The 25,665-nt window shown below is 64.8% G+C and carries 7 protein-coding genes; 2 read left to right on the top strand and 5 right to left on the bottom strand.

Going from position 1 to position 25,665, the window contains the following annotated elements:
* Positions 1-15 precede the first annotated feature (15 nt).
* The 3 genes from ACXAF3_RS06205 to ACXAF3_RS06195 form a co-directional block, all read right to left on the bottom strand.
* Positions 16-1,986 (bottom strand): pyridoxal phosphate-dependent decarboxylase family protein, encoded by a 1,971-nt coding sequence (locus ACXAF3_RS06205; protein WP_475111425.1) that lies wholly within the window; start codon positions 1,984-1,986, stop codon positions 16-18.
* 4 nt (positions 1,987-1,990) lie between these two features.
* Positions 1,991-3,151, bottom strand: coding sequence for an NnrS family protein (locus ACXAF3_RS06200; protein ID WP_475111424.1), 1,161 nt, complete (start codon positions 3,149-3,151; stop codon positions 1,991-1,993).
* 188 nt (positions 3,152-3,339) lie between these two features.
* Positions 3,340-4,953: an MFS transporter gene (locus ACXAF3_RS06195; protein WP_475111423.1), complete on the bottom strand. Its 1,614-nt coding sequence runs from the start codon at positions 4,951-4,953 to the stop codon at positions 3,340-3,342.
* 188 nt (positions 4,954-5,141) lie between these two features.
* On the opposite strand from ACXAF3_RS06195, the gene narL reads away from it, so the two are divergent.
* Both narL and moeA read left to right on the top strand, forming a co-directional pair.
* Positions 5,142-5,795, top strand: a complete 654-nt coding sequence (gene narL / locus ACXAF3_RS06190; RefSeq protein WP_475111422.1) for a two-component system response regulator NarL — start codon at positions 5,142-5,144, stop codon at positions 5,793-5,795.
* 33 nt (positions 5,796-5,828) lie between these two features.
* Positions 5,829-7,070 (top strand): molybdopterin molybdotransferase MoeA, encoded by a 1,242-nt coding sequence (gene moeA / locus ACXAF3_RS06185; protein WP_475111421.1) that lies wholly within the window; start codon positions 5,829-5,831, stop codon positions 7,068-7,070.
* 138 nt (positions 7,071-7,208) lie between these two features.
* On the opposite strand, the gene ACXAF3_RS06180 is transcribed toward moeA, so the two are convergent.
* Together ACXAF3_RS06180 and ACXAF3_RS06175 are read right to left on the bottom strand one after the other, a co-directional pair.
* Positions 7,209-12,425, bottom strand: coding sequence for an OmpA family protein (locus ACXAF3_RS06180; protein ID WP_475111420.1), 5,217 nt, complete (start codon positions 12,423-12,425; stop codon positions 7,209-7,211).
* 74 nt (positions 12,426-12,499) lie between these two features.
* On the bottom strand, positions 12,500-25,360 hold the full coding sequence (locus ACXAF3_RS06175) for an isopeptide-forming domain-containing fimbrial protein (RefSeq protein WP_475111419.1): 12,861 nt from the start codon (positions 25,358-25,360) through the stop codon (positions 12,500-12,502).
* Between the last annotated feature and the right edge of the window lie 305 nt (positions 25,361-25,665).

Below are 25,665 nucleotides of genomic sequence, written 5' to 3'. Positions count from 1 at the left end.
GCGGGATCTGCCCGCTCAGACCCGCCACTGACCCTCCTGCAGCTCCTGCAACAGGATCTCGCGCAGGAAGGTGCAGTATTTTTCCAGATAGGTCTGGCCGCCGCTGCTGGCCATGACCCACGGATTCATAATCGTGTGGCGCAGCACGAACATGCTCTCTGACTGGTGCTCGGGATCGCTGACGTCGCAGCGGAAGGCGTCAGCGTCGAGACCCAGTTTGTCGGCCAGCCGCCCGGCCGCCGCGTCGTCGAGGTTGCGGCGGAACAGCGACGTAAACGAACCGACGAACTCCTTCGCCTGGATCGGCTTGTCCGGCTCCACCTTCAGGTGGCCGAACACCCGCCGCGTGAAGGCGTTCTGCCGCACCGGGCTGCGGTTGCCGCGCGGGTTGATCGCGATGCAGATCAGATTGGTGTCCGGCTCGAAGGGCAGGACCAGGCTGACCTGCTCGCGGAGCTCTTCGGCCAGTGCCAGCAGCTGGTCGTGCAGATATTCCGCGGCCTGTATCGTGTGGCCCATGACCCGGCCGAAGTGCTCCGCGTCCAGCGGCAGCACCCGGTGGGCGACATAGGCCGCCGCCGCGTTGGCGCCGGGCTTGGAGCCCTCGAGCACATACTGGCCGATATTGCGCAGGTTGAAATCGGACTCCCCGTCCCGCTCGTCGAATACATAGGCCGCCTTCTGCGTCAGCAATTCGGCCACGCCGCGGTTGCGGCACACGAAGCCGCCGGTCCCGTAGGGCAGATAGCCCATCTTGTGGGGATCCACGGTGATCGAATCCACCTCGGATAGCGCGCTAAAGCTGCGGTACACCGATTCCGAGGGGAAGTAGCGGAAGTGTTTACGCACCTCTTCCCGCGGCTTCACCCCGCCCTGCGGGTCGCGGAAGATCGCCGCCAGATAACCGCCCCAGGCCGCGTCGATATGGATGCAGAAGTCGACGCCCTCGCTGCGGCTGCGCTCGCGCGCCGCCACTATCTCGTCGACCGGATCGATGGTGCCGAATTCGGTGGTGCCGAGCACACCGATCACCGCCAGCACCGGGCGCCGCTCGGCGCGCAGCTCTGCCAGCTGCCGCTCCAGCGCCGCCACGTCCATGCGCATGCGCTGGTTCACGGGCACATTGAGCAAACGCTGACTGCCGAAGCCCAATATCTTGACCGCCTTGCTCCAGGAGTAGTGGGCGCTCGCCGGGGCGAGGATGACCGGCGGCTTCAGGTCCGTGCGCTGGAAAAACTCCACCGGGCCGAGCGTCTCTATCCGGTGGCGCTCGATCTCCTCCAGCAGCCGGCGCCTGCTGTCCGCCTGCGCCAGGGCGGCGCCGCGCAGCTGCAGCTGGCGGTCGATGGACAGATTGAACAGCTGCCAGTCACTCGCCGCCGCGATATCGACACCCAGCTCGTCGACCGGCAGCGCCAGCCCCAACTCGCGGCAGGCGCGCGCCAGCGCGATACCGAAAAACTTCACCGCGCGGAAATTCCACAGACTCTCGTAGTTGGCACTGCTGCCGCCGCTGGTCAGGTGGCCCCAGGCACAGGGTGAGCGCGCCTCATCGGTATTGAAGCCGAACATGCGCGCGAACTGGCGCCCCACCTCCAGCTCCATATCGATGGTCACCGTGGCCCCGTCCACCGACACATTGTTGGGGTTGTACAGCGTGGCCACCTGCTGTGCGATCAGCGCGGGCATCAGCGTCTCGGACACCATGTGGCCGACATAGCGCGGATTGAAAAAGGGCACGGATTTTTTCAGGCGCGCGGTGAGCTGGTGCAACTCGAACTGCATACGCGCTATCGCGTCGCGGTACTTGGGCTGGTTCTGCATCTGCGGCGTAATCGGCGGCGTGTCTTCCGGGTGGAAGTTGCGGCGCCAGAACACGTGGTCGCGCATAAATTCGACCACGAACTTTTCCAGCACATCGTTGTTCTCGCCGTAGGCGCCGAGAAAATAGGGGCTGAGGAATTCACCGGTTTTTTGCATTGCCATAGTCTCAACCCGCCTGACCGTCGGCGCGGGGCGCGGCCAGCATGGGCGCGTAGTAGTAGAGATAGAGGCCGTAGCCCAGAAGCCAGCCCAGCACGGCCGCCACATAGGCCGCGCCGGCGGGCGCCCAGAACACCCGCGCCAGCGCCGCCGCGATCAGCGCGACAAACGCCAGCGGCATAATGCCGGGGGCCTTCAGCGTTCGGCCGGTGTGGCCGAGGGTCACGCGGCTGATCATCGCCAGTATCACGCCGCCGATACCGCCGACACCGAATGCGTGCACCGCACCGCCCTCGAGCGCGGGCGCGATACCGCTCCAGGCCAGGAAAGCCATCAGGAAACCGAGTGCGACAAACCAGTAACTCAGATGCAGCGACCAGAGCAGCGGTTCGCGCCAGATCAACGACGGGCGCCAGCGGCTGCAGCGCAGCAGCTGCAGCAGGCCGAGCGCCAGCGCCAGCCAGGCCCAGACCGCTTTCGGCAAATCGAGGCCGACGGCGAACAGCAGTGCCAGCACGGCGGCGTGGCTGCCGAATTCCAATAGCGGGATCTTGTCCCGCTGCGGCAGCTGGTAGCGCCGCGCCGTGAAGAAGGGAATCACCCTGCCACCGAAGACCGTGACCAGGCCGGTCACCAGCAACAGCGCGAGCAGCCCCACGCGGCGCTGCCATTCCGGCAGCAGCCAGTGCACCGCGGCCAGCGCCGCGAAGGTGATCAGCGCGGGGATGACAAACAGGTTGTTCCACTGGCGCACGGCGAGAATGCGCCGGCCGGCGAGCGCGGCCGCGAACAGGAAAAAGCCGCACTCCAGCGCCACCGGCAGCCACAGCGGCACCGCGGAGAAGGCGTAGCCGAGCCGCGCCGCCAGCCACAGTGCGGAGAGCGCGATCAGCGGCCGCCCCGTAGGCGCGCGCAGGCCGGTCCACGTCTGCATCGCGGTGGTGATAAAGCCCACCACCACCGCGCCGGCAAAGCCGAACAGCATCTCGTGCGCGTGCCAGGTCATGCCGCCGCGCAGCGCGGGCAGGGCCAGGCCGCGCAGCTGCGCGAGCCAGATACACAGGGCGATGCAGCTCCACACGGCGGCGCCGAGGAACATCGGGCGAAAAGGCATTCGCCAGAGCGGGAAGAGCGACTGTTCGCGCTCTCGGTCTACAATCTGCAACAAAATTCGACTCCTATTTTTTGCGCCGGCGCCGGCCGAATAGATACGCCTGCCGGTCTGCCGGTCTGCCGGAGGAATTCCGGCAACCGGCATCGATCGCCAGGCGGATTTGCGCCCTCTACGATACAAAAAAGAGGGAGTACTGACTCCCCCTAAACCACAACGCACAATAAACGCACAATAGAAGTTTTTTATGGATTGTAGAATTCGCCGTTTTTGCGCAGGTAGTACCAGTAGTTGACCGCCAGGCACACCGCGTAAAAAATCGCAAAGCTGGCCAGCGCATACTCCGGTGTCGTGGCCTTGATCTGTTCGCCGAACACCTTGGGGATATAGAAGGCGCCGTAGGCGGCCACCGCCGAAGTCCAGCCCAGCACCGGCCCCGCCTGCTCCTTCGGGAACACCATCGCGATGGTGCGGAAGGTGGAACCGTTGCCGATACCGGTGGCGGCGAACAGCACCAGGAACAACAGGAAGAACGGCAGGAAGAACTCCTCCGGAGAGGCGGAGGCGTAGGCCGCCTTCATGTAGTAGGCCACCCCGAGAGCGCTCACGACCATGATCACGGCGCACACCTGGGTCACCAGCGCGCCGCCGATGCGGTCCGCAATCCAGCCACCCACCGGGCGGATCAGGGCGCCGATAAACGGCCCCATCCAGGCGTACATCAGCGCGCTGGGGCCATTCGGGTTGATTGTGTCGTGGGTCATGACGCCGTCCACGACCACGTGGCTGTAGCCGAAGATCACCTTGATCGCGAGCGGGAAGGCGGCGGCGAAACCGATAAAGCTGCCGAAGGTCATGGTGTAGATGACGCTCATCACCCAGGTGTGCTTGTTGCCGAAGATGCGGTACTGTCGGTTCAGGCTCTGCTTGATTTCACCCGGCAGCAGCTTGAGGCCGAACACGGTGGCGGCGATCACCAGCACCAGCACTATCTCCTTCGGCACCCCCCAGCCGGAGCCGTTGGCGGCCTCGGGCAGCAGCAGCCACAAACCGACGACGGCGGTCAGGAATCCGATACCCAGCATCAGGGTCATCTTGACCATCGCCGACAGCGGGCTGCCGACATCCGGGGAGACCTCCTGGGTGCGCAGGTTGTTCATGCCGAACCAGCCGACGAAGACCAGCGGCACCAGGATCAGCAGCCACAGGAAGCCCGCGTTCTGGATCCAGGCCTCGGAGCCCGCCGGCACCTTGCCGATCAGGGAGCCGGAGCTGCTGACCAGCGTCATCGGGTCGCCGCCGACGGCGCCGAAGGCACCGAAGGTCATAAACAGCGGCACCAGGATCTGCATGGTGGTCACACCGAAGTTGCCCAGCCCCGCGTTCAGCCCCAGGGCCAGCCCCTGCTTCTCTTTCGGGAAGAAGAAGCTGATATTGGACATGGAGCTGGCGAAGTTGCCGCCGCCGATACCGGACAGCAGCGCCAGCAGCTGAAACACCCACAGCGGCGTTTCCTTGCTCTGCAGCGCTATACCGGTGCCCAGGGCCGGAATCATCAGCAGCGCGGTCGTGAACACTATGGTGTTGCGGCCGCCGAACAGGCGGATAAAGAAGCTGCTGGGGATGCGCAGCGTCGCGCCGGTGAGTCCGGAGATGGCCATCAGCGTAAACAGATCCGCCTTCGCGAACGGGAAGCCGAGATTCAGCATCTGTACGGTGATGATGCCCCAGTAGAGCCACACGGCGAAGCCGCACAGCAGGCTGGGAATGGAGATCCACAAATTGCGGTTGGCGATTTTCTTGCCCCGGGACCGCCAGAATCGGCTGTCCTCCGGAGTCCATTCATAGATGTCTGACACGGTGGCCACTCCTGCTCGAAATGATTCGTGCTGCCACTATGGTCCGCCGCCGGTCAGCGCTCAATTACCATCAGTAAGTAACCACTTTTCCCCGATCGCGCAGGATTTACCCCTTTGGGGGTAGCCGCACCCAGGCGCCGCCTGTGGTAGAGTCATCATTCGAACGGATCAACAACGGCAGACTACCCATGCCCAAACCCGCAACCGTCATGATGGTTGACGACCACCCCCTGTTCCGCAAGGGGCTCAAGCAGCTGTTTGCCATGGAGCCGGGCCTGGAACTGGTGGCCGAGGCCAGCAGCGGCGAGCAGGCGCTGGAACTGGCCAAGGAACACGAGCCGGACGTGATACTGCTGGACCTGAATATGCGCGGCATGGACGGACTGGACACGCTGCGCGCGATGCGCGCCGCCGATATCACCTCGCGCATCGTGATGCTGACGGTATCCGACAACAACGCCGACGTGGTGTCCTGCATCCGCGCCGGTGCCGACGGCTACCTGCTCAAGGATATGGAACCCGAGGACATCCTCGACCAGGTCATGCAGGCCACCCACGGCAAGCTCGCGATCAGCCAGCGCCTCACCGAGATACTGGCCTCGGCGCTGCGCAAGCCCGACAACTCCGGTGCGGACACCCTCTCCACCCTGACGAGCCGCGAATACCAGATTCTGCAGCTGATCGCCGACGGGCTCAGCAACAAGCTGATCGCCCGCGAACTGGATATCAGCGACGCCACGGTCAAGGTGCATGTAAAACACCTGCTGAAAAAACTCGGTATGCGCTCCCGGGTCGAGGCCGCGGTGTGGATGGTCAACCAGAAGCGGCCGGAGTCCAACTGAATACGAGAGCGCCGCTGAACGAGGAGTACCCCCATGTCTGACTGCTGCAGCCAACCCGGCCTGATGCCGGTCGAAACGGCCCGCGCCAAGCTGCTGGATTCGGTGCAGGCGGTCGCCGGCAGCGAGGAGATACCGCTGGCCCAGGCCGCCGGCCGCCTACTGGCCGCAGCGGTTTCCTCCTCGGTGGACCTGCCCCCCTGCGACAACTCCGCCATGGACGGCTACGCGCTGCGCCACGCCGACCTGGAATCCGGCAAACCCCTCGAGCTGATCGGCAAATCCTTTGCCGGCGCCCCCTTCCAGGGCACCGTCAACCCCGGCACCTGCGTGCGCATCATGACCGGCGCGGTGGTACCCAACGGGGCCGACACGGTGGTGATGCAGGAGCAGGTCGAGACCAGCGCCGAGTCGGTGCATATCCGCGGCGAGGTCCGCATCGGCGACCATATCCGCCGCCGCGGCGAGGACGTGCGCGAAGGCCAGCTCCTGCTCGAAGCCGGCGCGCGCCTGTCGGTAGCCCATATCGCCCTGCTGGCGGCCGCCGGCATAGGCTCGGTAAAGGTGCGGCGCAAACCGGTGATCGCCCTCTTCTCCACCGGCGACGAGCTGCGCCAGCCGGGCGCGCCGCTGGGCAAAGGCGACATCTACGACAGCAACCGCACCGCGCTCAAGGCCGCACTGGCGGCGCTCGATGTGGAGGTGCTGGATCTCGGCATACTGGCCGACGACCGGGCCGTCATCGCCGCAGCGCTCACACGCGCCGCGCGCGACGCCGATGCCATCATCACCTCCGGCGGTGTCTCGGTCGGCGAGGCGGACTACACGCGCGAGGTGCTGGAGGAACTCGGGGATATCGGCTTCTGGAAGGTGGCGATGAAACCCGGCAAGCCCTTCGCCTTCGGCCGCCTGCAGGGCACGCCGTTTTTCGGCCTGCCGGGCAACCCGGTGTCCGCGCTGGTGACTTTCTACCAGCTGGTGGTGCCGGCCCTGACCGCGATGCAGGGCGGCATCTGGAGCGGCCCGGAGACACTGACGGCACGGCTGCTCAAACCGCTGAAGAAAAAACCCGGGCGCACGGATTTCCAGCGCGGCATCTACCGCACCGACGCGTCGGGCGCGCTGGTGGTGGAACCCGTGGGCACCCAGGGCAGCCATATCCTCTCCGGCCTCGCCGCCGCCAACTGTTTTATCGTACTCGCGCGCGACAGCGGCAGCGCCGCGGCGGGCGATACCGTCACCATAGAACCCCTGCGGGCGCCGCTCGGGCAGCGCTGACGGTACGCAAATCGGTAGGTGGGTAGGATGGGCACAAATCGGCAGGATTGCCGATTTGGACGCCGAAGGCGCCCGCGAAGCGGGCGAGCGCCATGAACGGCGCGAGTCAAAGGACAGCGACGTGCCCATCGAACCAACTCAGAGCTTGCCGATCACATTCAGGAAGACCCCCTGGCTGTCGTAATCCAGCTGCGTCAGGTCGTCCGAGAAGTCAGTGAAGTTGTAGCCCACCCCGACCTTCAGGTGCTTGCCCATATGCCGGTAGAGGCCGATCAGGGCGCCGCTCTTGCGGTCCTGGGCATCCGGCAGGTCGAGCATGCGGCCCTCGATCAGCAGGTCCCATCGGTTGACGAAGTGCCAGTCGGCGCGCAGCACGTACAGGCTGGCGCGGCTGTCGAAGAACTCCGGGTCCTGCCGGTCCAGACTCAGCTGGCCGAGGCGGTAGGCGTACTTGGCGCCCAGGGTCCAGCGGCGGCTGATATCGTAGCTGGTGTCGACGGAGAAGATATGGCTCTTCTGAATAAACTCCGCGGAGGTATTGGCCACCGTGACCTGATCCCGGGTCGGCACATTGTAGAAGTAGGTGTATTTCAGCAGCGTGTTCCAGCGGTCGTTGTCCACCGGGCGGTAGGCGTAGCCCATCACCGCCTCGGTGAACTTGCCGTCGTAGAACTCGCCCTGGGAGCTCTTGCTGTCCGAGTAGTTCAGCTTGCCCACTAAACGCCAGTCCGGATTGATCTGGAAGCTGAGGGTGTTTTTCAGCAGCCAGGTGTCGCGCTCCGACTCGGTGACGGTATCGGCGTCCACCGGTGTCTCCATCGCGTCGGTGCGGTACTCGACCGCGGACGCGAGGCGGATGTCGCCGTCGCTGAAGCCCATGTTCAGGCCCACCGCGCGGCGGTCCGTCTGCGCGCCGGTGCGCGGGTCCTCGAGCGTGCCCGCCTCGACGGAGGTGCCGTAGCTCCAGCGGTCGTTCGGGGCCAGGTCCATACCCAGCGCGTGGGTCAGGCCGGTGGAGACGTCGCCGTGGCTGTACTGCTCCTCGCCGTAGATGCTCAGGCTGTCGGAGTAGCGGCTGCGGAAGCCGGTGCTCATATTACCCTTGCGCGCGCGCACGCCGGTGTCGGTGCGCTCGTTGTCGAGGGTGTAGTTCAGGTAGAGGTTGGTGCGATCCGTCACCAGGTAGTCGGTGCCGAGGCGCGCTGCGGTGCCGGTATCGCCGCCGGACAGCTCGCTGTCCAGGGTCAGGCGCTCACTCACGCGGTAGGCGCCGCCGAGGCCGATGCGGTTGTTCTCCTCGCGGGTGCCGGTCACTTCCACCGTGCCCTGCACAAAACCGAAAGCACTCCAGTTCTCGCCGGAGTCATAGCTGGCCTCCACCGCCATATCGGTCCTGTCGCCCTGGGTCTGGGTGGCGGGTACCACCGGCGAGAAATCCTCGCGGGTATCGGCGCGGGCGCCGGCGTTCACCCGCCAGCGCTCGTTGATGCGGTAGCCGACCATCAGATCCACGGCGCTGGTCTGCAGGCCGAACTCCTCTTCCTTGCTGTCCGCCTTGAGGCCCACATCGAAGCGCTCGCCGATGGGCAGGTTCACGCTGGCGCCGTACTGGGTGGTGTCGCCGTTGACGAACTGCCCCGGCGCGGAGAAGCCGGCTTCGCGCTGCTGGTGGTAGAGGGTGCCGGAGCCGCGCGCGCCCGCGAAGAAGTCGGAAAGCTGCAGGCTGGCCTCCACCTTGGACGCGCCCGCCTTCGCCTCCGGGTCCAGCGCCTGTTGCCGATCGAAGGTAAAGCCGCCGTCGTAGGAGTTGACGCTGTCGAGGTTGCCGCCCTGGCTGTCCGCGACTTCAATTTTGAGCCAGCTGCCGGCACTCTTGCGCAGGGTCAGGTCCACGCCCTGCAGCTCGGTCTCGTTGCCCTCCTCGTCCTGCCGGGTGCCGCTGAGGCCGATCTTCACATGGTCGCCGAACCAGTAGTGGGCGCGGCCGCCGAAGGCCAGGGTGTCCATCTCCTCGAAGCCCGGCGTGTACTCGTAGCGCGCGACCAAAAACTGCGGATTGCCGTTGTAGGAGCCGTCCTGGATCAGCAGATTGTCGTTGGCCAGCGCCGACAGGGGCTTGTTCAGCAGCACGCGGCCCTGGATGTAATCGATATCGTAATCGATCACCGGGGTCAGGTTTTTCACCCCCAGCACCAGGCCGGAGTCCTTGTCCCGCACTTCCACGCGCAGCCGCTCGGAGCCGCTCAGAATATCCTGGTGGCGCAGGAAATACAGGGAACCGCCGGTACCGCGGAACTCATCGCGCCCGGCGATGGTGCCCGGCTCGGCGCCGAAGGCGTCCACCTGGAAGCGCTTCTCGCCGAATTCCGTCACGGCATCGCTCTCGTAGTGGCCGCTGGCGCCGTAGAGGGCGCGGTCGATATGGGCCAGCTCGTTGTCGGTGTAGGACGCCTTGAAATTGCCCCACAGGCCGTAGTCGTCGTACTTGGACAATTTCACATAGAACTTGCCGGAGGTGGGCGCGTCCTCGACCACGGTGGAATCGTCGCCGAAGGTCGGATAGTAGAGGTCGCTGTCCAGGCGGCGGAAGAGCGCGTCCGGGGATTTTTCCAGGAAGTTGGAGAAGAGTTCATCCACCGGGCCCTCTTCGGTATCCGCGCTGGCGGACAGGCGCCAGCCGTCGCCGAAGCCGCCGCTGGTGTAGAAGGCCAAGCGGCCGTCGTAGCTGACGGAATTGTCGTAGTGGCTCTCGTCGCCGGTGACCAGCCTGGCCGGGCCGTTGGTCTTGTCGTAGCCGATGGTCAGGTCGGCGATACCGACGGTAAACCAGTCGTCGCCGGCGAATTGCAGGTCGCGCAGGAACAGCTCGCCGTTGCCCTCGCCGTCCAGCACCGCGACCTCCACTGTGTGCATGCCGCGCTCGAAAATCTGCTCGGCGACAAACTGGCCCTTGTCGTTGACCGGCACCGGATTGCCGGCCAGCCACACCGTGTGGCCGGGCGGAATCTGCGCGCCGTTCACCAGTACCGTGTTGCCGTCCAGCGGGATATTACGGCGCGCCAGGCGGTTCTCGCCGTAGCCCACCAGCAGCTCCTGTTGCGGGTCGGCACCTGCCTCGGCATCGTCAACGCGATCCACCACCCAGAGTGTCTGCGGCCTGGTCTCGTCGTAGCGGCCCTGGTCGTCGTAGACCCGCAGCAGGTACTGGATCTTTTTCAGCGGCGCCTGAAAATGCTCGAATTCCGCCTGCCACTCGCCCTCGCCGTTCTCATCCAGCTCGACCACCGCCAGCGGCAGGTCGCGCGGTGACTGTTCCTCCTCGAACAGGCGCACCTCGGCGCGCTCAATAAACGACGGGTAGTTGCTGTAGCTCTTAAACTGCACGCGGCTGTCGGCGATCTCGGTTTCCGGATCGTCGGCGTAGCGGATGGTGCTGGGGAAAGCCGTGACATTCAGGCGCGGCTGCATCTTCTTGTTGTCGAAGCGGAACTGGATATTGGCACTTTCCAGGGCCACGTCGGTGCAGCGCTGCAGGTCGGCGGAGTTCCTGTAGGGGTCGTACTCCGGGGCGCCGTCCACGGTGATACGCATCAGGTTCAGCGCATAGGGATTGTGGGCCAGGGCCTCGCGCTCGATGCGCTCGATTTCCAGGCGGTCTTTGTCCGCCAGCACCGCCAGTTCGTCGTAGAGCACCTGCACTTCCACGCGGGCGCCATCCAGCTCGACAAAGCCGGTGGCCACCACGTCGTCGGACTGCACGAAGCCCCGCCCCTCGAACGCCACCTGCGCGTCGCTGAGATTCAGCTGCTGCTGTACCTGCTCCATGGCGCGGCGCGCACGGGCCGCGGAGAGTCCGACGTCGTCGCCGTAGACCATCGCCTCGCGGCGCTCCATGCGCTCGTTGTCGCTGTAGCCGATAAAGCTCAGGCGCACATTGGCCTTGCCCGCCACTTCCGCCATGGCGCTCTTCATGCGCATCAGCTGCGACGGGGATATCTGCGGATCGCCGTTTTCAAAGCGGATCGGCGCTATCGGGCCGGTCGGGGATTCGTGCGCGATGGTGATGGTTTCGGCCGCGGCCGCCTCGGGGCAGGCCTGCACGCCGTCGAGGGCCGTCTCCAGCGGGTCGTCGTACCAGAACTCCACCTCGACGCGGCGGTTCAGGGCGCGGCCCTTGGGGGTATCGTTGGCGGCGATCGGCTGGGTCGCCCCCACACCGCTGCTGGTTACCATAGAGTCCGGCAGGTTCAGCGCGTCGCGCACCGCCAGCGCGACTCTCCTGGCCTCGGCGCGGGACAGGGCCATATGGTCGCTGTACAGCTTGGCCGGCCCCTCCGGCAGCGGCAGCGCGTCCGTGTGGCCGACGAAGTGAATCACCAGATTGTTCTTGTCCGCCAGATTGGCGCGCACCTCGCGAATGCGGCGCACGAAGGCCTCGGGCAGGTCCACCTGGCCCGGCGCCAGCCGCAACGGCGTGACCAGGTTTTTCAGGCGCGCGCGCTGTTCGGTTCCGGCGGTGTAGTGCAGACGGCACACGGTTTCCTGGCGGCACACCTTGACCCGGTTCAGCGCCAGCGCCTGGGCGCGGGCCTGCTCCGCCATGGCCGCCTCGTCCAGCGGGTCGTAGCTGACCTGCACCTGTACGCGGCGGTTCAGCTCGCGCCCTGCGGTGGTGATATTGTCCGCGGCCGGCTCGGCGTCGCCGCGGCCCTCGAAGGCAACCATCTCCTCCGGCAGCTCCAGCGCCAGCTGGAAGAACTCCGCCACCCGCTGGGCACGGGCGCTGGTGAATTCCTGCTTGTCCAGGTATTCCGCCAACTGCTGCGGGTTCAGCGGGTCGCTGTCGGTGTGACCGATAAAGGTCAGTTTCAGGTTGGGTTTTTCGCCCAGCTCGGTGAGTTTTTCCTTCAGCGCCTCGACCGCCTCCGCGGCGATCTCATCGTCCACCTCGCGGAACAACAGCGGTTCGATAATATTCTCCTCGATCACCGGCTCCGGCGGCTCGACGAACAGCGTCGCGTCCTGCAGCCACTGGCGGCGCGGCTGGCCGAGCAGCATGGACTCGGTGTTGCTGCCGATGGGCTTTTCCTCGTAAGTGACCTCCGGCTCTTCCACCTCAGGGCTCAGGCCGGGGATTTTTTTCCACAGCTGCCACCAGGGGGCCTCTTCGGGCTGGGGCTGTTCGGCTTCCTGGGCGAAGGCCGGGAGTGCCAGGAACAGGGCCAGTGCCGCGGCCAGGCGGCGATCGCGGCCATGGGCCGCTCCTACGGGGGCGGATGTCTCGTAGGATGGGCAAAGGAGCGGAGCGACGTGCCCATCAACCGGGAACTGATGGGCACGCTGCGCTTTGCCCATCCTACGGAATTTCCTAGGCCCTATTTTCTTCATTCCGCATTCCGCATTCCGCATTCCGTATTTTGAAGAGGACATTACTCCAATCCTCCCTTGCTCGGCGGCGCGCCACGCCGCCAGAAGATTTCGGTTTCAATGGTCAATTCGTAGTCGCCGTAGTGTCTGGCCCAGTCGTCGGCGATCTGCGCCTTGATGGCCTGCAGGCGTCTGTCCACCAGGCGCGGCTCCTCGTTTTCCGCCAGATAGGCCAGGCGCAGTACCGACGGCGCCTCGCTCAGTTTTTCCAGCAGCAGTTCCGTGCGCGAGTGCCACTGCGGACGCAGCTCGGTGGTGCCGGGCTCGAACACCGCCTCGGCCATATCCAGGCGCACGACGCGGTGCAGGCTCGCGCCGAAGTTGACCTTGATCGCCTTACCGCGGGTGGCGCGCACCACGCGCGGGTTTTCGCTGGTCAGGCGGTAGCCGCTGGGCAGGCTGCGGTCGTCCAGTTTCATAATGAAGTTGGAGCCGCGGTCCCGATCCGGCACCACCGCACAGGTGATATGGAAACGGCCGTGGGCGTCGGTGGTGGCGTTGAGGCCGGTGGCGGTCACCACCCGCGCGCCGGGCACACCGCCCTCGCCCCTGTCCTGGTAGCCGTTCATGTTCTTGTCGTCGTAGACCTTGCCGATCACATCGGTACAGTCGAAGGTCGGGTCCGGCACCACGCGCACCGTGGCCGAGGCCTCGCCGGAGGCGGCCTGGCCGGACAGCTGGTTGAACAGGCGCGCGCGGTTCACGTATTTGCCCTCGCCGACACCGGAGCCGACGACGAGCAAGAGTTTCACCTCGCGGGTCTGCTCCGCCTCCACGCGCAGGTTTTCCCAGATCAGCTGCAGGCCATCCACCCGCGGCTCCAGCGCCTCGCCGTCGAGGCGCGCGGAACCGGGGACGTACTTGAAGCCGGCGGGGAAGAAGTCCACCAGGCGCAGGTCCGTCAGCGGCACCGGCAGGGTATTGCCGAAGGTGATGGTGTAGGGCACCAGCTGGCTGCGGGTCACGTTCAGCAGCGCGGCCGTCTTGGTGATCGACAGAGCGCCCTCCAGCTGCGGGTCCACCGGAATGTGGTTGTTGAACAGCTGGCTCTCGCCCGGAATCAAGTTGTCGTCCAGGGTCAGGCGCAGGTAGTAGTCGGTGCCCGCATCCCGCGCGTCCAGGTCCACCGGCGGCGGCAGTTCGGACAGCTGCACTTCGCAGTGCTGCGCCGTGCCCGGAATCCGGTCCGCGGCGCTGCCGAGGCAGGCGCCGACGTCGAAACCGGCGGTGTCCGCGTTGGTCTGCGGCGGAATGATCAGGGACTCGCCGGCGACATAGTCGTCGCCGGGCATCTGCACCCGGATCAGGTAGTCCGCGTTGGCCGGACAGGCGGCATCGCTGAAGTTGATATCGAACTTGTAGTAGCCGCCGGGCAGCGTCACCTGGTTCTGCTGTTTTTCGTCATCGAAACAGCGCTCCGGCAGCGCCTGGCCGCTGGCCGCGCGCAGCATCGTCAGCGTGGCGCCGGCGACCGGCTGGCGCAGCACCGAATCGTAGACGGTGCCGTTCGGCGCAATCGGCAGGTTCAGGTTCTGCGGATTCGCGCCGGAACCGACATAGATATCGCCGATGCGCTGCGGTCCGTTGGTGAAGTCCGAGCTGGCGTTGCCGAGGGACGCGGTGTTTTCACCGGCGTCCGGCGCCGTGTATCGCAGCTCGTAGCTGGGGCCGCCCGCGGCGCTGTCGTAGTTGGGCACCAGGCCGTCGAACTGGAAGTAGCCGCTGTCGTCGCTCTGCAGCGTCTCCAGCAATGCATTGTTGAAATACAGATCCACTGTCCAGTTCGGCAGCAGCCGCTCCTCGGCATCCCGCTGGCCGTTGAAATTCACATCGTGCCAGAGGTAGCCGCTCAGGTTGGCGATACCCGGCGTGCCGCCCACGTCGATCGCGACGCTGGCCCGGTTGCTGGACGGCGGATCGTTCCACTGCACCTCGGCGGTGTTCAGCACCCGGTAGCCGATTTCCAGGTTCTCGGAGAGTTTTGCCTGGAAGCGCAGAGTCGCGGTGTCACCCGGCTGCAGCTCGCCGTAGACCGCGGCGAAGTCCGCGCTGATGACCGAGCCGTTTACCACAATGCCGTCCGCCTGGCCGTTCAGCATGGCGGAGTCGGCGACGTAAGTGAGCACATTCTCACCGGCCACCAACAGGTCGTCGGTGATGGTTACATAGGTCGCCGGCACCGCGCTGATATTGGTGACCTTGACCAGATACTCGAGAGTCGCACCGGCCTCCGCCGCGCCGCCACCGACAACCGCCACCTCCTTGGTGATCGACAGCTGCTGCGCATCGCCGACCACCACCTCGGTGGGCTGGGCACCGTTGGACGGATTGCCGTCGGCATCGGTCAGGGTCAGCGGCAGTTCCGCCGTGTAGACACTGCCCTGGTTGCTGATCACGGTGCCGGTGGGCGTGCCCGCATCGACCATCACGTCGAAGGTCACCGTCGCCGTGCGCGCTGAGGTAATCACGCCCTCGTCGGCGCCGGGCAGCGGCGGCGTCAGGTCGTCGGAAGAGATCGGCAGGCCGGCCTCGAGGCGCGAGGTACCGCCGCCATTGTCCGCCACTGCCATACCGTTCAGGGTGGTGCTGCCGGCCACATAGGTGGTGTTGGCCGGCATCTGGTCGGTCAGCGCCACTTCGGTCGCATCCACGCCGCCCCTGTTGGTAACGGCAATCGTGTAGCGCAGTACATCGCCCGGATCGACGATCCCCGGGGACAGGTTGTCCACCGCGATTTCCACCGTCTTGTGCGCGATCAGCAGCGGCAGATCGCCGACGATATCGACGGTCGGATCGCTGGGCGCATCGGTGGCCGGGTCGTCGGACGGCACCTCCTCGAAGGCGCCGCTGCCGGCGCCTGCACCATTGACGAAACCCTGGTTGGAAATGATGGTGCCGTCGTTGACGTCGTTGATGGTCACATCGAAGGTGACGATCACCGGCGCCGCACCGGCCGCCGCCGCGCCGACGAAGCCCTCCGCCTCTCCCGGAGAGTTGATCGCCATGCCCGCGGCCAGCGGCGTGCTGCCGCCGACATCGCCGACCGCAGTACCGTTCAGCGTCGTGGAGCCGGCCACATAGGTGGTGTTCGCCGGTACCTGGTCGCGCAGCACTGCGTCGACAATATTTTCATTGCCGGTGTTTTCCACGCGGATCGTATAGCGCAGGGTATCGCCGGGCATCAGCAGATCCGGATCGCCGGTGATATCCGCCGAGGTCTTCTGCACCAGCAGCTGCGGCGCGGATTCAATAATCACCCGGGTCGGGTCCTCGTCGCCGGCCACATCCGGATCGTCGGCGCCGTTGATATTCGGATCGTCGCTGTCCTGCAGCAGTTGGCCGGGCAGCTGCACCTGGGCCTGGTTCAGCACCGCGGTGCCGCTGTCGATTGCGGCAGCCAGGGTCACTTCGTAGCTGACCTGCAGGCTGTCGCCCGCCGCCAGGCTCAGACCGCTCAGATCCAGCAGGCCGCTGCCGTGGGTGCCGCCGTTCGGATCGGAATTGTCGCTGCCGCCGGTCACGACGATATTGGCCAGGGAGCCCGGCGCGAACAGCGGCAGGCTGTTCAGACGGCCCAGGTCGTCGGTGATCTGGATATTGTCCACATCGACACTGCTCAGGTTGGTCAGCGTCAATGTGTAGCGCAGCAGATCACCAGGGGTGGCGAGGCTGGCCGGGTTCTGGCCGGCGGTGACATTTTCCACCGCCTTGTGGAAGGAAACTTTCGGCACCGCGGCACTGATCGTATAGGCATCCTCGTGGTCGAGGGTGCCCGGGGTACCGTCGGTGGGCGCCGCGCGCAGATACTGCCGCGCATCCGGGCCGCTGCTGTCCCAGCTGTGCCAGAGCTCCACACCGGCGATATTCGTCAAGGTATCGCCGTCGACGGTGTCCGCATCCAGGTAGGCGTCGTAGCTGAACAGCAGGCGGTGATCCGCGGGCACAGCCGCGGCGGCACCCAGAGTGGTCACCGTCAGGGTGCAGCTGTCCGCATCGAAGGCGGTGTTGAAGTGCTCGCCGGCATTCAGGGTCGCGACCGTATTGCCACTGCCGTCGACTATCTGTGCGGCAAAGTTCGCCGGCGGCGTCTCGCACATACCGCCCGGGCCGGGATCCTGGTCCGGCAGGATATCGGTAATGGAAATATCCCAGGCCGGACCGGTACCGATATTGTGCACATCCAGGGTAAAGCGGCCCGGCAGACCGGACTGCACGCTGGCGGGACCGGACTTGCTCAGGGTCAGCGCGGTCGGCTCCACCACGGTCATATCCGCAGTGGTATTGCCGGCACCGGCGCCCTGTCCCGCAGCCGCGTTGTCGTTTTCGTAGCTGTAGGCGTAGCTGGCGCTGTTGTTAAAGGCGAGGCCATCCACATTGGGCGGATTGCTGTCGCGCAAACGCAGCGTCACGTCGATCACAACCTGCTCGCCCGGCGGCACGTCTATGCCGCTGCTGGTGTCCTCGATCACCAGATCGGTGCCGGAACCGGTATTGACCGGCGTAAAGGCCGCGCTGCCGGAAACCTTGACCGCGTCGACGAACACCAGATCCGCTGCGGAAGCAGCCAGGTCCATGCGGATCTGCACATCGTGCAGCGCCGTAGTCTGCGCCGTTTCCGGAATGGTGATCCGGTAGCGGAAGGGTTCGCCGATGGACGCGCTGGGCTGGGTGTTTTCGATCAGCAGCGGCGCCGCGTTGGGGGTATTGAACTGCACACTCTCGGTGGCGGTGGGGCCGTAGTCCTCGCGCATATCCACTGTCGCGGAGGCATCGCCCAGCGCCGGCAGATCGTCGCCATCCAGGGAGTAGTAGACTTCGACGAAGGCGGCGTTCTGCAGGTTCAGGCCGGCGCCCAGGTCGGCGTCCGCCTGCACCCGGTAGGTCATCACCAGGCTCTGGCCCGGATCTATCGCATAGGCGCTGCCGGTGCCGAAGTTCCACACGGCCTCGCCGGTGGATGCATCGAAGGCCGGCGCCAGGTCGGCTACCGGCGCGCCGTTGACTGTGGTCGACTGCACGCTGACACCGCCCTGGCGCAGGCCGAACGGAATGGTGTCGCGGAACACCGGATCATAGGCCGGCGCCGAACCGCTGTTGGTAATGGTTACGGTGTAATCGACGGTGTCGTTGGGCGCGAGGGTGCTGCCGTCCGCCGGGTTGGCGCTGAGCGACAGCGACAGGTTCGGCTGCAGCAGGTCCAGGGTCTCGCCGTCGCTGCGGCTCTCGGAGCCTGTGGCCGCGTCGAAAGTGAAATCGACGTTGTTCGTCAGCGGCGTATTGTTGGCCGGCCAGGGGTGCACATCCCGATTCAACACCCGCGCGCGGTAGCGGATAACAAATTCGTCGTTGGCCGCGCTGTTGTCGCCGGCGTTGACCAGGTCGGCGACAGTCCAGGTCAGCGTGGTCGGGCCCGCGGCCGGGTCGCCGCCCTGCACCGGCTCGGCGATATCGTCGTGGCTGAAGGGCGCGCTTGCGGTAAACGGCGCGCTGGTGTCGCCATTGATCGCCAGGGTGCGGTCGAACACCATGCCTCGCGGCAGGCTATCCACAATAGCCGCGTTGGGCGCGCTGCCCTCCGGCAGGGCCAAGCGCAGTTCGTATTCGACGAAGTCGCCGATACGCAGCTGGGCATCGCCACTGCCGTAGGAGTCATCCACGCGGGTCTTGGCGATGCTGCTGTCGTTGGCGGCGGTCAGCTGAACAATTTCATCTTTAATAACGTAATCGTTCAGCGCCGGCGACTCGCTGCCGTTGCGCTCGTAGAGACTGCCGTTGTCGTCGTTCAGGCTGGTCCACTCGATGCGGCTGCTGCCGGAGAGGTCGGCGGCGGCCAGCGCACTGTCCAGCACCACCGCGTCGAACACCAGCTGGCTGCTGCTTCCGGCGGCGATATCCAGGTCGCTGTTGCCGCGGTTCCAGGTCAGGGTCTGCGCGCTATTGATACCGTCGCCGCTGATCAGCGGATCGGCGAGCGGGCTGCCGCCGAAGCTGGCGCTGCCGCTGACAAATTCCAGCCCCAGGGACAGCTGCTCCAGCACACTCAGGTCGAAGGCATCGGCGTTTTCCGGGTTGCCCGCGGCGCTCAGGTCCAGGGTGAAGCGCAGCAGATCGCCCGCGTCCGGGGCGCTGCCGGGATTGGTCTGGTTGGCCAGGGTTTTCACCAGGGAGAGCGCCGGCTCGACAATGGTCAGTGTCGGTGCGGTACCGGAGCCGCCGGGCTGTGCGGCGCCGCCGTCGAATTCCGCATAGGTGTAGCTGGCGATATTGTCGACACTGTGACCCGCCTGGGCAGTGGCATTGTTGGCCACCCGCGCGCGCACCTCGAAAATCGCCACCTGCCCGGCGGGAATCATATCCAGCGCCAGGGCGATAGCGTTGCCGCTGCTATTGTCGGTATAGGCGCGGCCATTGATCTCCTGTACCTGGATCAGCTCCAGGCTGGGATCGAGGCTATCGGTCACATTGACATCGTAAATGGCCGCGGTGGTCGCGCTGCCGGGTACCTGGATGCGATAGACCACTTCCTCGCCCACCGCGGCGCTAGCGGCGCTCTGCAGGGTTTTCTGCGGCGCGGTCACACTGGTGGCCGCGGTGCCCATCGGGTAGGCGGTCGGCAGCGGCACTGGGCCGTATTGCTGGCCGGACTCCGCCGGCAGCGACCAGTAGTCGTCGACGGTAAAGGTATTGACCCATGACTCGCCGCCGCCGATATCGGTGTGGAAACCTATCTCGTAGTAGATATCCAGGCAGGCGCCGGCGGCGATCGGCATGTTGAACTCGAAGCGCATGTCGCCGCCGCGCGCGGCCGGGGCAATGTAGGTGTAGTCGGTGCCCTCAGCCAGCGGGCTGCCGTCGACGGTCACCTGCATATTGGCGATGGAGCCTTCGTCCATCTGCGTGGCCAGGTCGTCGGTCAGCGACAGATCGTAGGCCGGCGCCAGGCCGGTGTTACAGGCGTGCAGCGTGAACTGCATGACGTCGTTGGCCGGGTCCACATTCATATGGGAGGTGGGCCAGGTGGCGTCTGTCTTGGTCAGGCCGTCGATCACCGGCTGCAGCACCGTGATGGTCGCGTCGTCCTGCAGTGTCGATGCGGCACCGCTGTAATCGAGGCGGGCGGTATTCGTCAGCGTCGCGCTGGGCGCGCCTATGCCGGCATTCTCGGTAACTTTCGCCGTGTACTCGATAATGAAATTATTCGTGTTGCCGAACTCGCTGGTGATATCCCCCAGATCCCAGGTCACGGTGCCGGTAGCGCCGGGCGTCGGTACGCTGTTGGCCGAGTAGGTAAAGCCGTTCAGGCTGTCGTTGTAGGGGGCGGCGGTATCGCCGTTGACACTGAGCACGGATTCGAAGACCAGACCCGCCGGCAGCTGATCCTGAACGGTGACCGCCGGCGTGGTGCCGGACTGCAGGTTCAGCGCCAGGCGGTAGGTGACGAGATCGCCGACGCGCATCTCGCCGACGGCGGTATCTGTGTCGGTATCGGCGATCACCGTCTTGGCGATACTGGTGTTATCGACGGTATCGATGCTGGCCTCGGCCGGGCCGGCACAGTAGTCGTCCGGAGCGGAAACAGTCGGGCAGCCGGCGCCGTGGCGCTCGTAGGCGGTGTCGTTGATGCTGCTGTCGTCCAGGGAGGTCCAGTCCAGCATCACGCTGTTGCTGATCGGCTGGCCGAAGACGCCGGTCACCTCGGCGCGATAGGTCAGTACCAGGGTGCCCCCCAGCGGCAGGTCCAGGCTGCTGTCGCCGTTGTCGCGCCCCCAGACCAGCGGGCCGCCCGGCGCGCCAGTCGGCGTGGCGACAAAGCCGGCCACCGGCGTGCCGTCGATTTCCGCGGTCGGGGTAAAGCTGCTGTCGAAGCGCAGCTCCGGCGGCAGTGTATCCACCAGGTTCAGGTCGAAGGCATCCGCGCTGGAACTGCCATCGTGGGTGACGGTGATCGCGTATTCCAGTACGTCTCCACCCACCGGCAGGTTGCCCGGGTTGCTGGCATTGCTGACCGCCTTGCCGATGGCCAGCTGCGGTTCCACCACGGTTACCGCGCCGGTGTTGTCATTCAGGTTTTCCGTCGCGCCGCTCTCGCCGTTGCTGTAGGACAGCGCCGCGCCGTTCTGCCGGCTGTCACCGGCATTGGTGGCCAGGTCGTTTTCGACGCGGGCGAAATAGGTGATGCGGATGGTCGGAACCAGCGCGCTCGCGGCTGTGTCGTCTTCGCTGGCGGTATCGACGCTGCCTATATCCCAGGTGGCATTGCCGGCGGTGCCGTCGGCCGGGAAGCCGTTGAACGCGGCCTCGGACGGCGCCTGACCGTTGATCTGTTCGATACCGATAAATTCATAAGTGATGTCGTAGTCGGCATTGTGGCTCAGCACATAGCCTTCCGGGCTGCCCAGCTGGTCGGTGACCGCGACCATCTGGCTGACACCCTCCGGCAGCTGAATTTCCAGCTGGAACCGCTTGTGCGCACCGATAGTGGGTACCACAGACGGGTCCAGATCCGTCTTGCTGAACTGCAGCGGCGGGACCTCGGTCTGCGCCGCAGCGTTGGTTTCGTAATCGTTGATCCCGTCGCCGGCGTTCGGCAGCACACCGATACGCATGCCGTCGGGGTCGCCGTCGGTGCCGATGCTGCCTGTGCTGTTGAGGGCCACATCCCGACCCGGCAGCGACTGCCAGCGGGCCTGAATGGTGTTGTCGAGAATCTCGTGGGGCTCTACGTCCTGATCCACCTGCACCTGGAAGGTAAAGGACTTGGTCTCGCCCGGGGCAATGGTGTAAGCGGCGTTGCCGCGGTTCCAGCTGAAGATGGGCGCGTTGGGGCCGATCGTGGTCGTGTCGATATTGTTGGGCGGGTCCGTGCCGGCAACGCCCGAGGCCTGCAGGAACGTCAGTTTCTTGCCGCTGAGGTCGTCCAGCACCTGCAGGTTGTAGGCATTGGCGGTACCGGTATTTTCCGCGGTCACGGTGACCGTGAGGATATCGTCCGCATCGCTGTTGGCGACGGCGAAGGACTTGGTCAGCTGGATATTCGGCTCCAGCACCTCCACCTCGTGGGCGTCGAAGGGCACCACGACCAAGTTGCCGCTCTCATCCACATAGCGCACTTCCGCAACGGTGCCGCTGCCGCCGTTGACCAGCACATCGCCGTTATCGGTATTGGCGCTGTTCTCGATGCGGGCGATAAACTCCACCGGGAAGGCGAACAGGCTGCCGCTGACCGTGGTCAGCTCCTGGTCGCCGAAATTCCACTCGATATAGTCATTGCTGCCGGTGCTGGTACAGGTGGGCGCGAAGCTGCCGCCGGGCACGAAGCCGGCCGCATCGTAGGGCGCCGCATCCAGGTCCACCACCTGCCCCTCGATACAGCGCATACCCGCCGGCAGTTCGTCGCGGATAATAAAGTTGCGCAGCTTGGCCGCGGGTATCTGCGCGGTCAGCTGGTAGCGGATCTCCTCGCCCACCACGGCGGTATCGCGGTTGCCGCCGCTGGCGGTGCCGCTGGATAGCGCCAGTGCCTGCTTCGGCTCCGCCTTGACTTCGATAATCTGCATCTGCGCCGTCGCGTCTGCAGTCTGGTAGTGGCGCGCGCGGCCGGCCGCGGGGGTGCCGTCGCCGACACCGTCGTTATCCGCATCGCTGTCGATCTGCGGGGCAGTCTGGTTGCCGAAATCCCCCTCGAGGCTGTCGTAGCGCGCGAAGAAGGTGTTGGTAAAGGTCTGCAGCGGCGCCACCGACTGGTGCGGCTTGACCCGGTAGTAGAGGGTCACCGACTCGCCCGGGTTCAAGCGCTTCAACGCATCCGAGTGCTCGTAGGAGAAGGTGACTATGGCCGGGGTGCCGCCGTCGGCACAGTGCGCCGCCTCGCTGTAATCGTCGGCTCCGGCACTGGTACCCACCCAGCCGTCATTGCCTTTTCCCGTTTCCGAAGTGCCGTCAGCGTCGTTGTCCAGGCCGTCGGCATCCAGCGGCTGCACACACATCTGTCCAGAGGCATCCAGGGTGTCAGTCACCACCAGGTCGTAGGCCGGCGCGCGGGCGACGCCGTTGTCCGCGGCGCGATTGGTCAGGGTCAGGCGGAAGATATAGGTCTGGTCGCGGTGGCCCTCGTTGGTAAAGTCGACGAAGTTGCTGCAGCCGGTACCGAAGCCGTAGAGATTTTCGTTACAGACCTTCTTGTCCACCTCGATATGCGGTTCGGTAACCGTAACGGATTCCGACCACTCGCTGATATCCGGGAAGCCCGGCACGGTAGTGGGCACGCCGTCGATATTGGTCAGAATGCCGCTGGTGTTGTAGTTGTCCACCACTATGGTTTCGGTATCGAACACCGCGGTGAACTGGGCGCGGGCATAGTCTGTACTTGCATTGGCGTGCTGATTGGGGTCCGTATTCACCGTATCCACAGGGTCGTTCAACAACCGCGTGGTCATATCCGCGAGGAACCAGCGATCCCGCTCAGTGATGCTGGTGGAAATATCCCACAGCAGGTCCGTTTCGCTCAGGGGAATATTCAGACCGCCGGCCTCGGTAATATCGCCGGGGGGAATCACCACGCAGTTGGACTGGGACACCGGGTGCGGCAGTGTCACATCGCTACAGGTCAGCGGCGCATCGTTGATATAGCCCTGTCCGTCCGGCAGATCGTCCTGCACGTCGATATCGCGCACCTCGATCAGCGTAAATCCGGGAGTGTCGAAACCGAACCAACCACCGGCCTGAATCTCGAAACGGCATTCCTCGCCGATCAACACGCTGTCATTGGGGAAGCCGGCCTCCGCAGTCAGCTCGTTACACTGATCCGAGCGTTCCTTGACCAGGTTGAACCCCATCACCCGCGCGCGCATGCCGTCCAGCGTGTAGTTGTTGGCCAGCTGCTGGTTGGGCGTCGTGTCCGCGAGGCTCGCCGGGGCCGGGAAAGTCAACCGGCTCCCGTCGTGCAGCGTGATTTCACCGACGACATCTGCGCGGAAGGTGAGGTCGTCGTCGGTGGCGCCGTGGTTCTTCTCCACCTGGAATACCACCCGCTCGGTGGTGCCAGGCTCTATGACCCCGCCGAGGTTGGCGCTGGTGCAGCGGTAGACAGTCGCCGACGCGGGCAGAAAATCCGGTTTGTTCCACACCGGGTGTGCCGGAACAGTTCCCGGGTTCGGGTTGCCCAATGCGGTACAGGCGCGGTCGTTGCCGAGCACTCTCATCGCCTCGCCGAAGGTCACATACACCGCGTAGTCATCTGCATCGTGGCCGCCGTTGTTGGTGATATCCACGGTCAGGTCCGAGGTGCCGCTGTCGCGCACTATATAGAGCGGATAAACGGTTGACACATCCAGATCTTCCGGGTCCGGAATAACGGACTGGTTCTCGACCTGAGTGGGCGGGTTGGTGCTGGGGCAGAAGTCCTCGTAGTCGATACTCAGTACATTGTCGGCCAGGGAGATATTGCTGTTCGGATCTTTTCCGTTCGCCGCAGACTCCTCTTCGATATCCAGGTCCGCAATCTTGTCGTAGAAGCTGGGCTCGGTGGTAACGATGCGGAAACGGATGATGACCTCATCACCCTGCCGCATCATATTTTTCTGATCGGGATAATTCGGATGCACGTCGCTGCTGCCATCCGCGCTCAGCAGGCGGAATTCCGGCCGGTTGTTGTTCAGCGGATCTGAATCCCACTGATTCCATGTGGAACCGACACGCCACTGCAGCGTGTCCACCTCACCGTAACGGGTACCTGAATAATTGGCAGCGTGGCCGTCCACGCCGCGATTGATGGCGACAATCTGCGGTGTATAGGTGGTATCCACCACATACTCATCCGGCAGGTCACTGACGAACTGGATATCCTTGACCGATCCCCCTGTCTGGTTATTGATAGTGATGGTCACAAAACCCGCCGCGCCCAGGGGCTGGCTCAGGTTGGTACCGGTGATTTGCTGGACTATCCGCAGGCCGCCGCTGGAGACAGTGCGCATCTCCTCGGAGTCGGCACCGGGAGGGCCGGCCGTCGCTGGGTCGTCGATGCCACCTACGCCGGTGTCGCCGTCAATCTCACAGCCCCATTCCAGGTCGGAAGCCCTGTTGGTGCCGTTGTTGCAGGAACTATTGACCTTGCCCACCAGATAGATATCGCGGCTGCTGCCCGCGCGTACATCGACCCTACCGGGACCGCTGGAAAACTGGTTGTCCAGCTCGAAGTCATCGATGTCGTTACCGGCCGGCACGCAACCAGTGCCGCCCGGATCTACGCCGTTGTTGTTGGCTACAGCCTCTGCCGCCGCATTGCTGGGACAGGCGTAGTTGATATCCATATTCGGGTTGGACATCAAATCGTCGAAGCGCACATCCTGCATATCCGCATCGCCACTGTTGCTGATGCGGATCCGCCAGATCACGTCGTCGTTGATATTGCCGTAGACATTGTTCGTGTAGTTGGTCTGGCCGGCGTCGACGTTGCGGCCGCGCTTGTCCAAATCCGGAATCGGCTCGCGGATATCCAACTCCATGCTGTCAGTATCGGTGGTTCGCGGGGAGGCACAGTAGTCGAACGAGGCCGTCGCGTTCAGCGTACGGTTGTTGGTGACCAGCTCCTCCTCGCGGTCGGCGCGGCTGCGCACACCGAAGGTAATGGTCATGGTGGTGTTTTCGTTGCGGGCCGCCAGAGCGGAGAGATTCGTCTGGTCCCAGCGAATGGTGTTGCCGCTGATGGTGGGCTCGCTCAGCACCACCCCCGAGCTCACGGTTGTGGAGCCCGGAATATACTCGAGATCAGAGGTGCCGAGATTTTCGGTGATGACGATATTCTCAATATGCTGGGTGCCCTGCCCACCACTGCGGATTCCCGGCACATCGATCTCTATGGTCACCTGTCCATCGCCACAGAGCGTGCACCAACTGTCACTGTAACGGTGATCGAGAATATTGAAAAATCTGGGATCGTCGGGATTGGTCGGACAATTGTGGTCTGCCAATGCCTCTGGCGTCGCAAACAGGAGCCCGCAACAGGCAAGCACAAAGCCAACAAGCGCATTCTTTAAAGATTTCCGCCCAGCTACTTCCGACATCATCGTCACTTATCAGCCGCCATTCTCGATTGAAACTCCTGACTCCAGCGCCCACGGCGCCGACACCGGGCAGACACTCCCCGGTGGGCGAACTTTATTCAGAAGTG

Source organism: Microbulbifer sp. ABF4_143, assembly GCF_056160225.1.
Note: the sequence above shows the minus strand (reverse complement) of the source record. Positions and strands in the feature narration are given on the sequence as shown.

Coding starts and splice junctions, on each gene's coding strand:
- ACXAF3_RS06205 (WP_475111425.1), bottom strand. CDS start 1,986: ATGGCAATGCAAAAAACCGGTGAATTCCTCAGCCCCTATTTTCTCGGC.
- narL (WP_475111422.1), top strand. CDS start 5,142: ATGCCCAAACCCGCAACCGTCATGATGGTTGACGACCACCCCCTGTTC.
- moeA (WP_475111421.1), top strand. CDS start 5,829: ATGTCTGACTGCTGCAGCCAACCCGGCCTGATGCCGGTCGAAACGGCC.
- ACXAF3_RS06180 (WP_475111420.1), bottom strand. CDS start 12,425: ATGGGCAAAGCGCAGCGTGCCCATCAGTTCCCGGTTGATGGGCACGTC.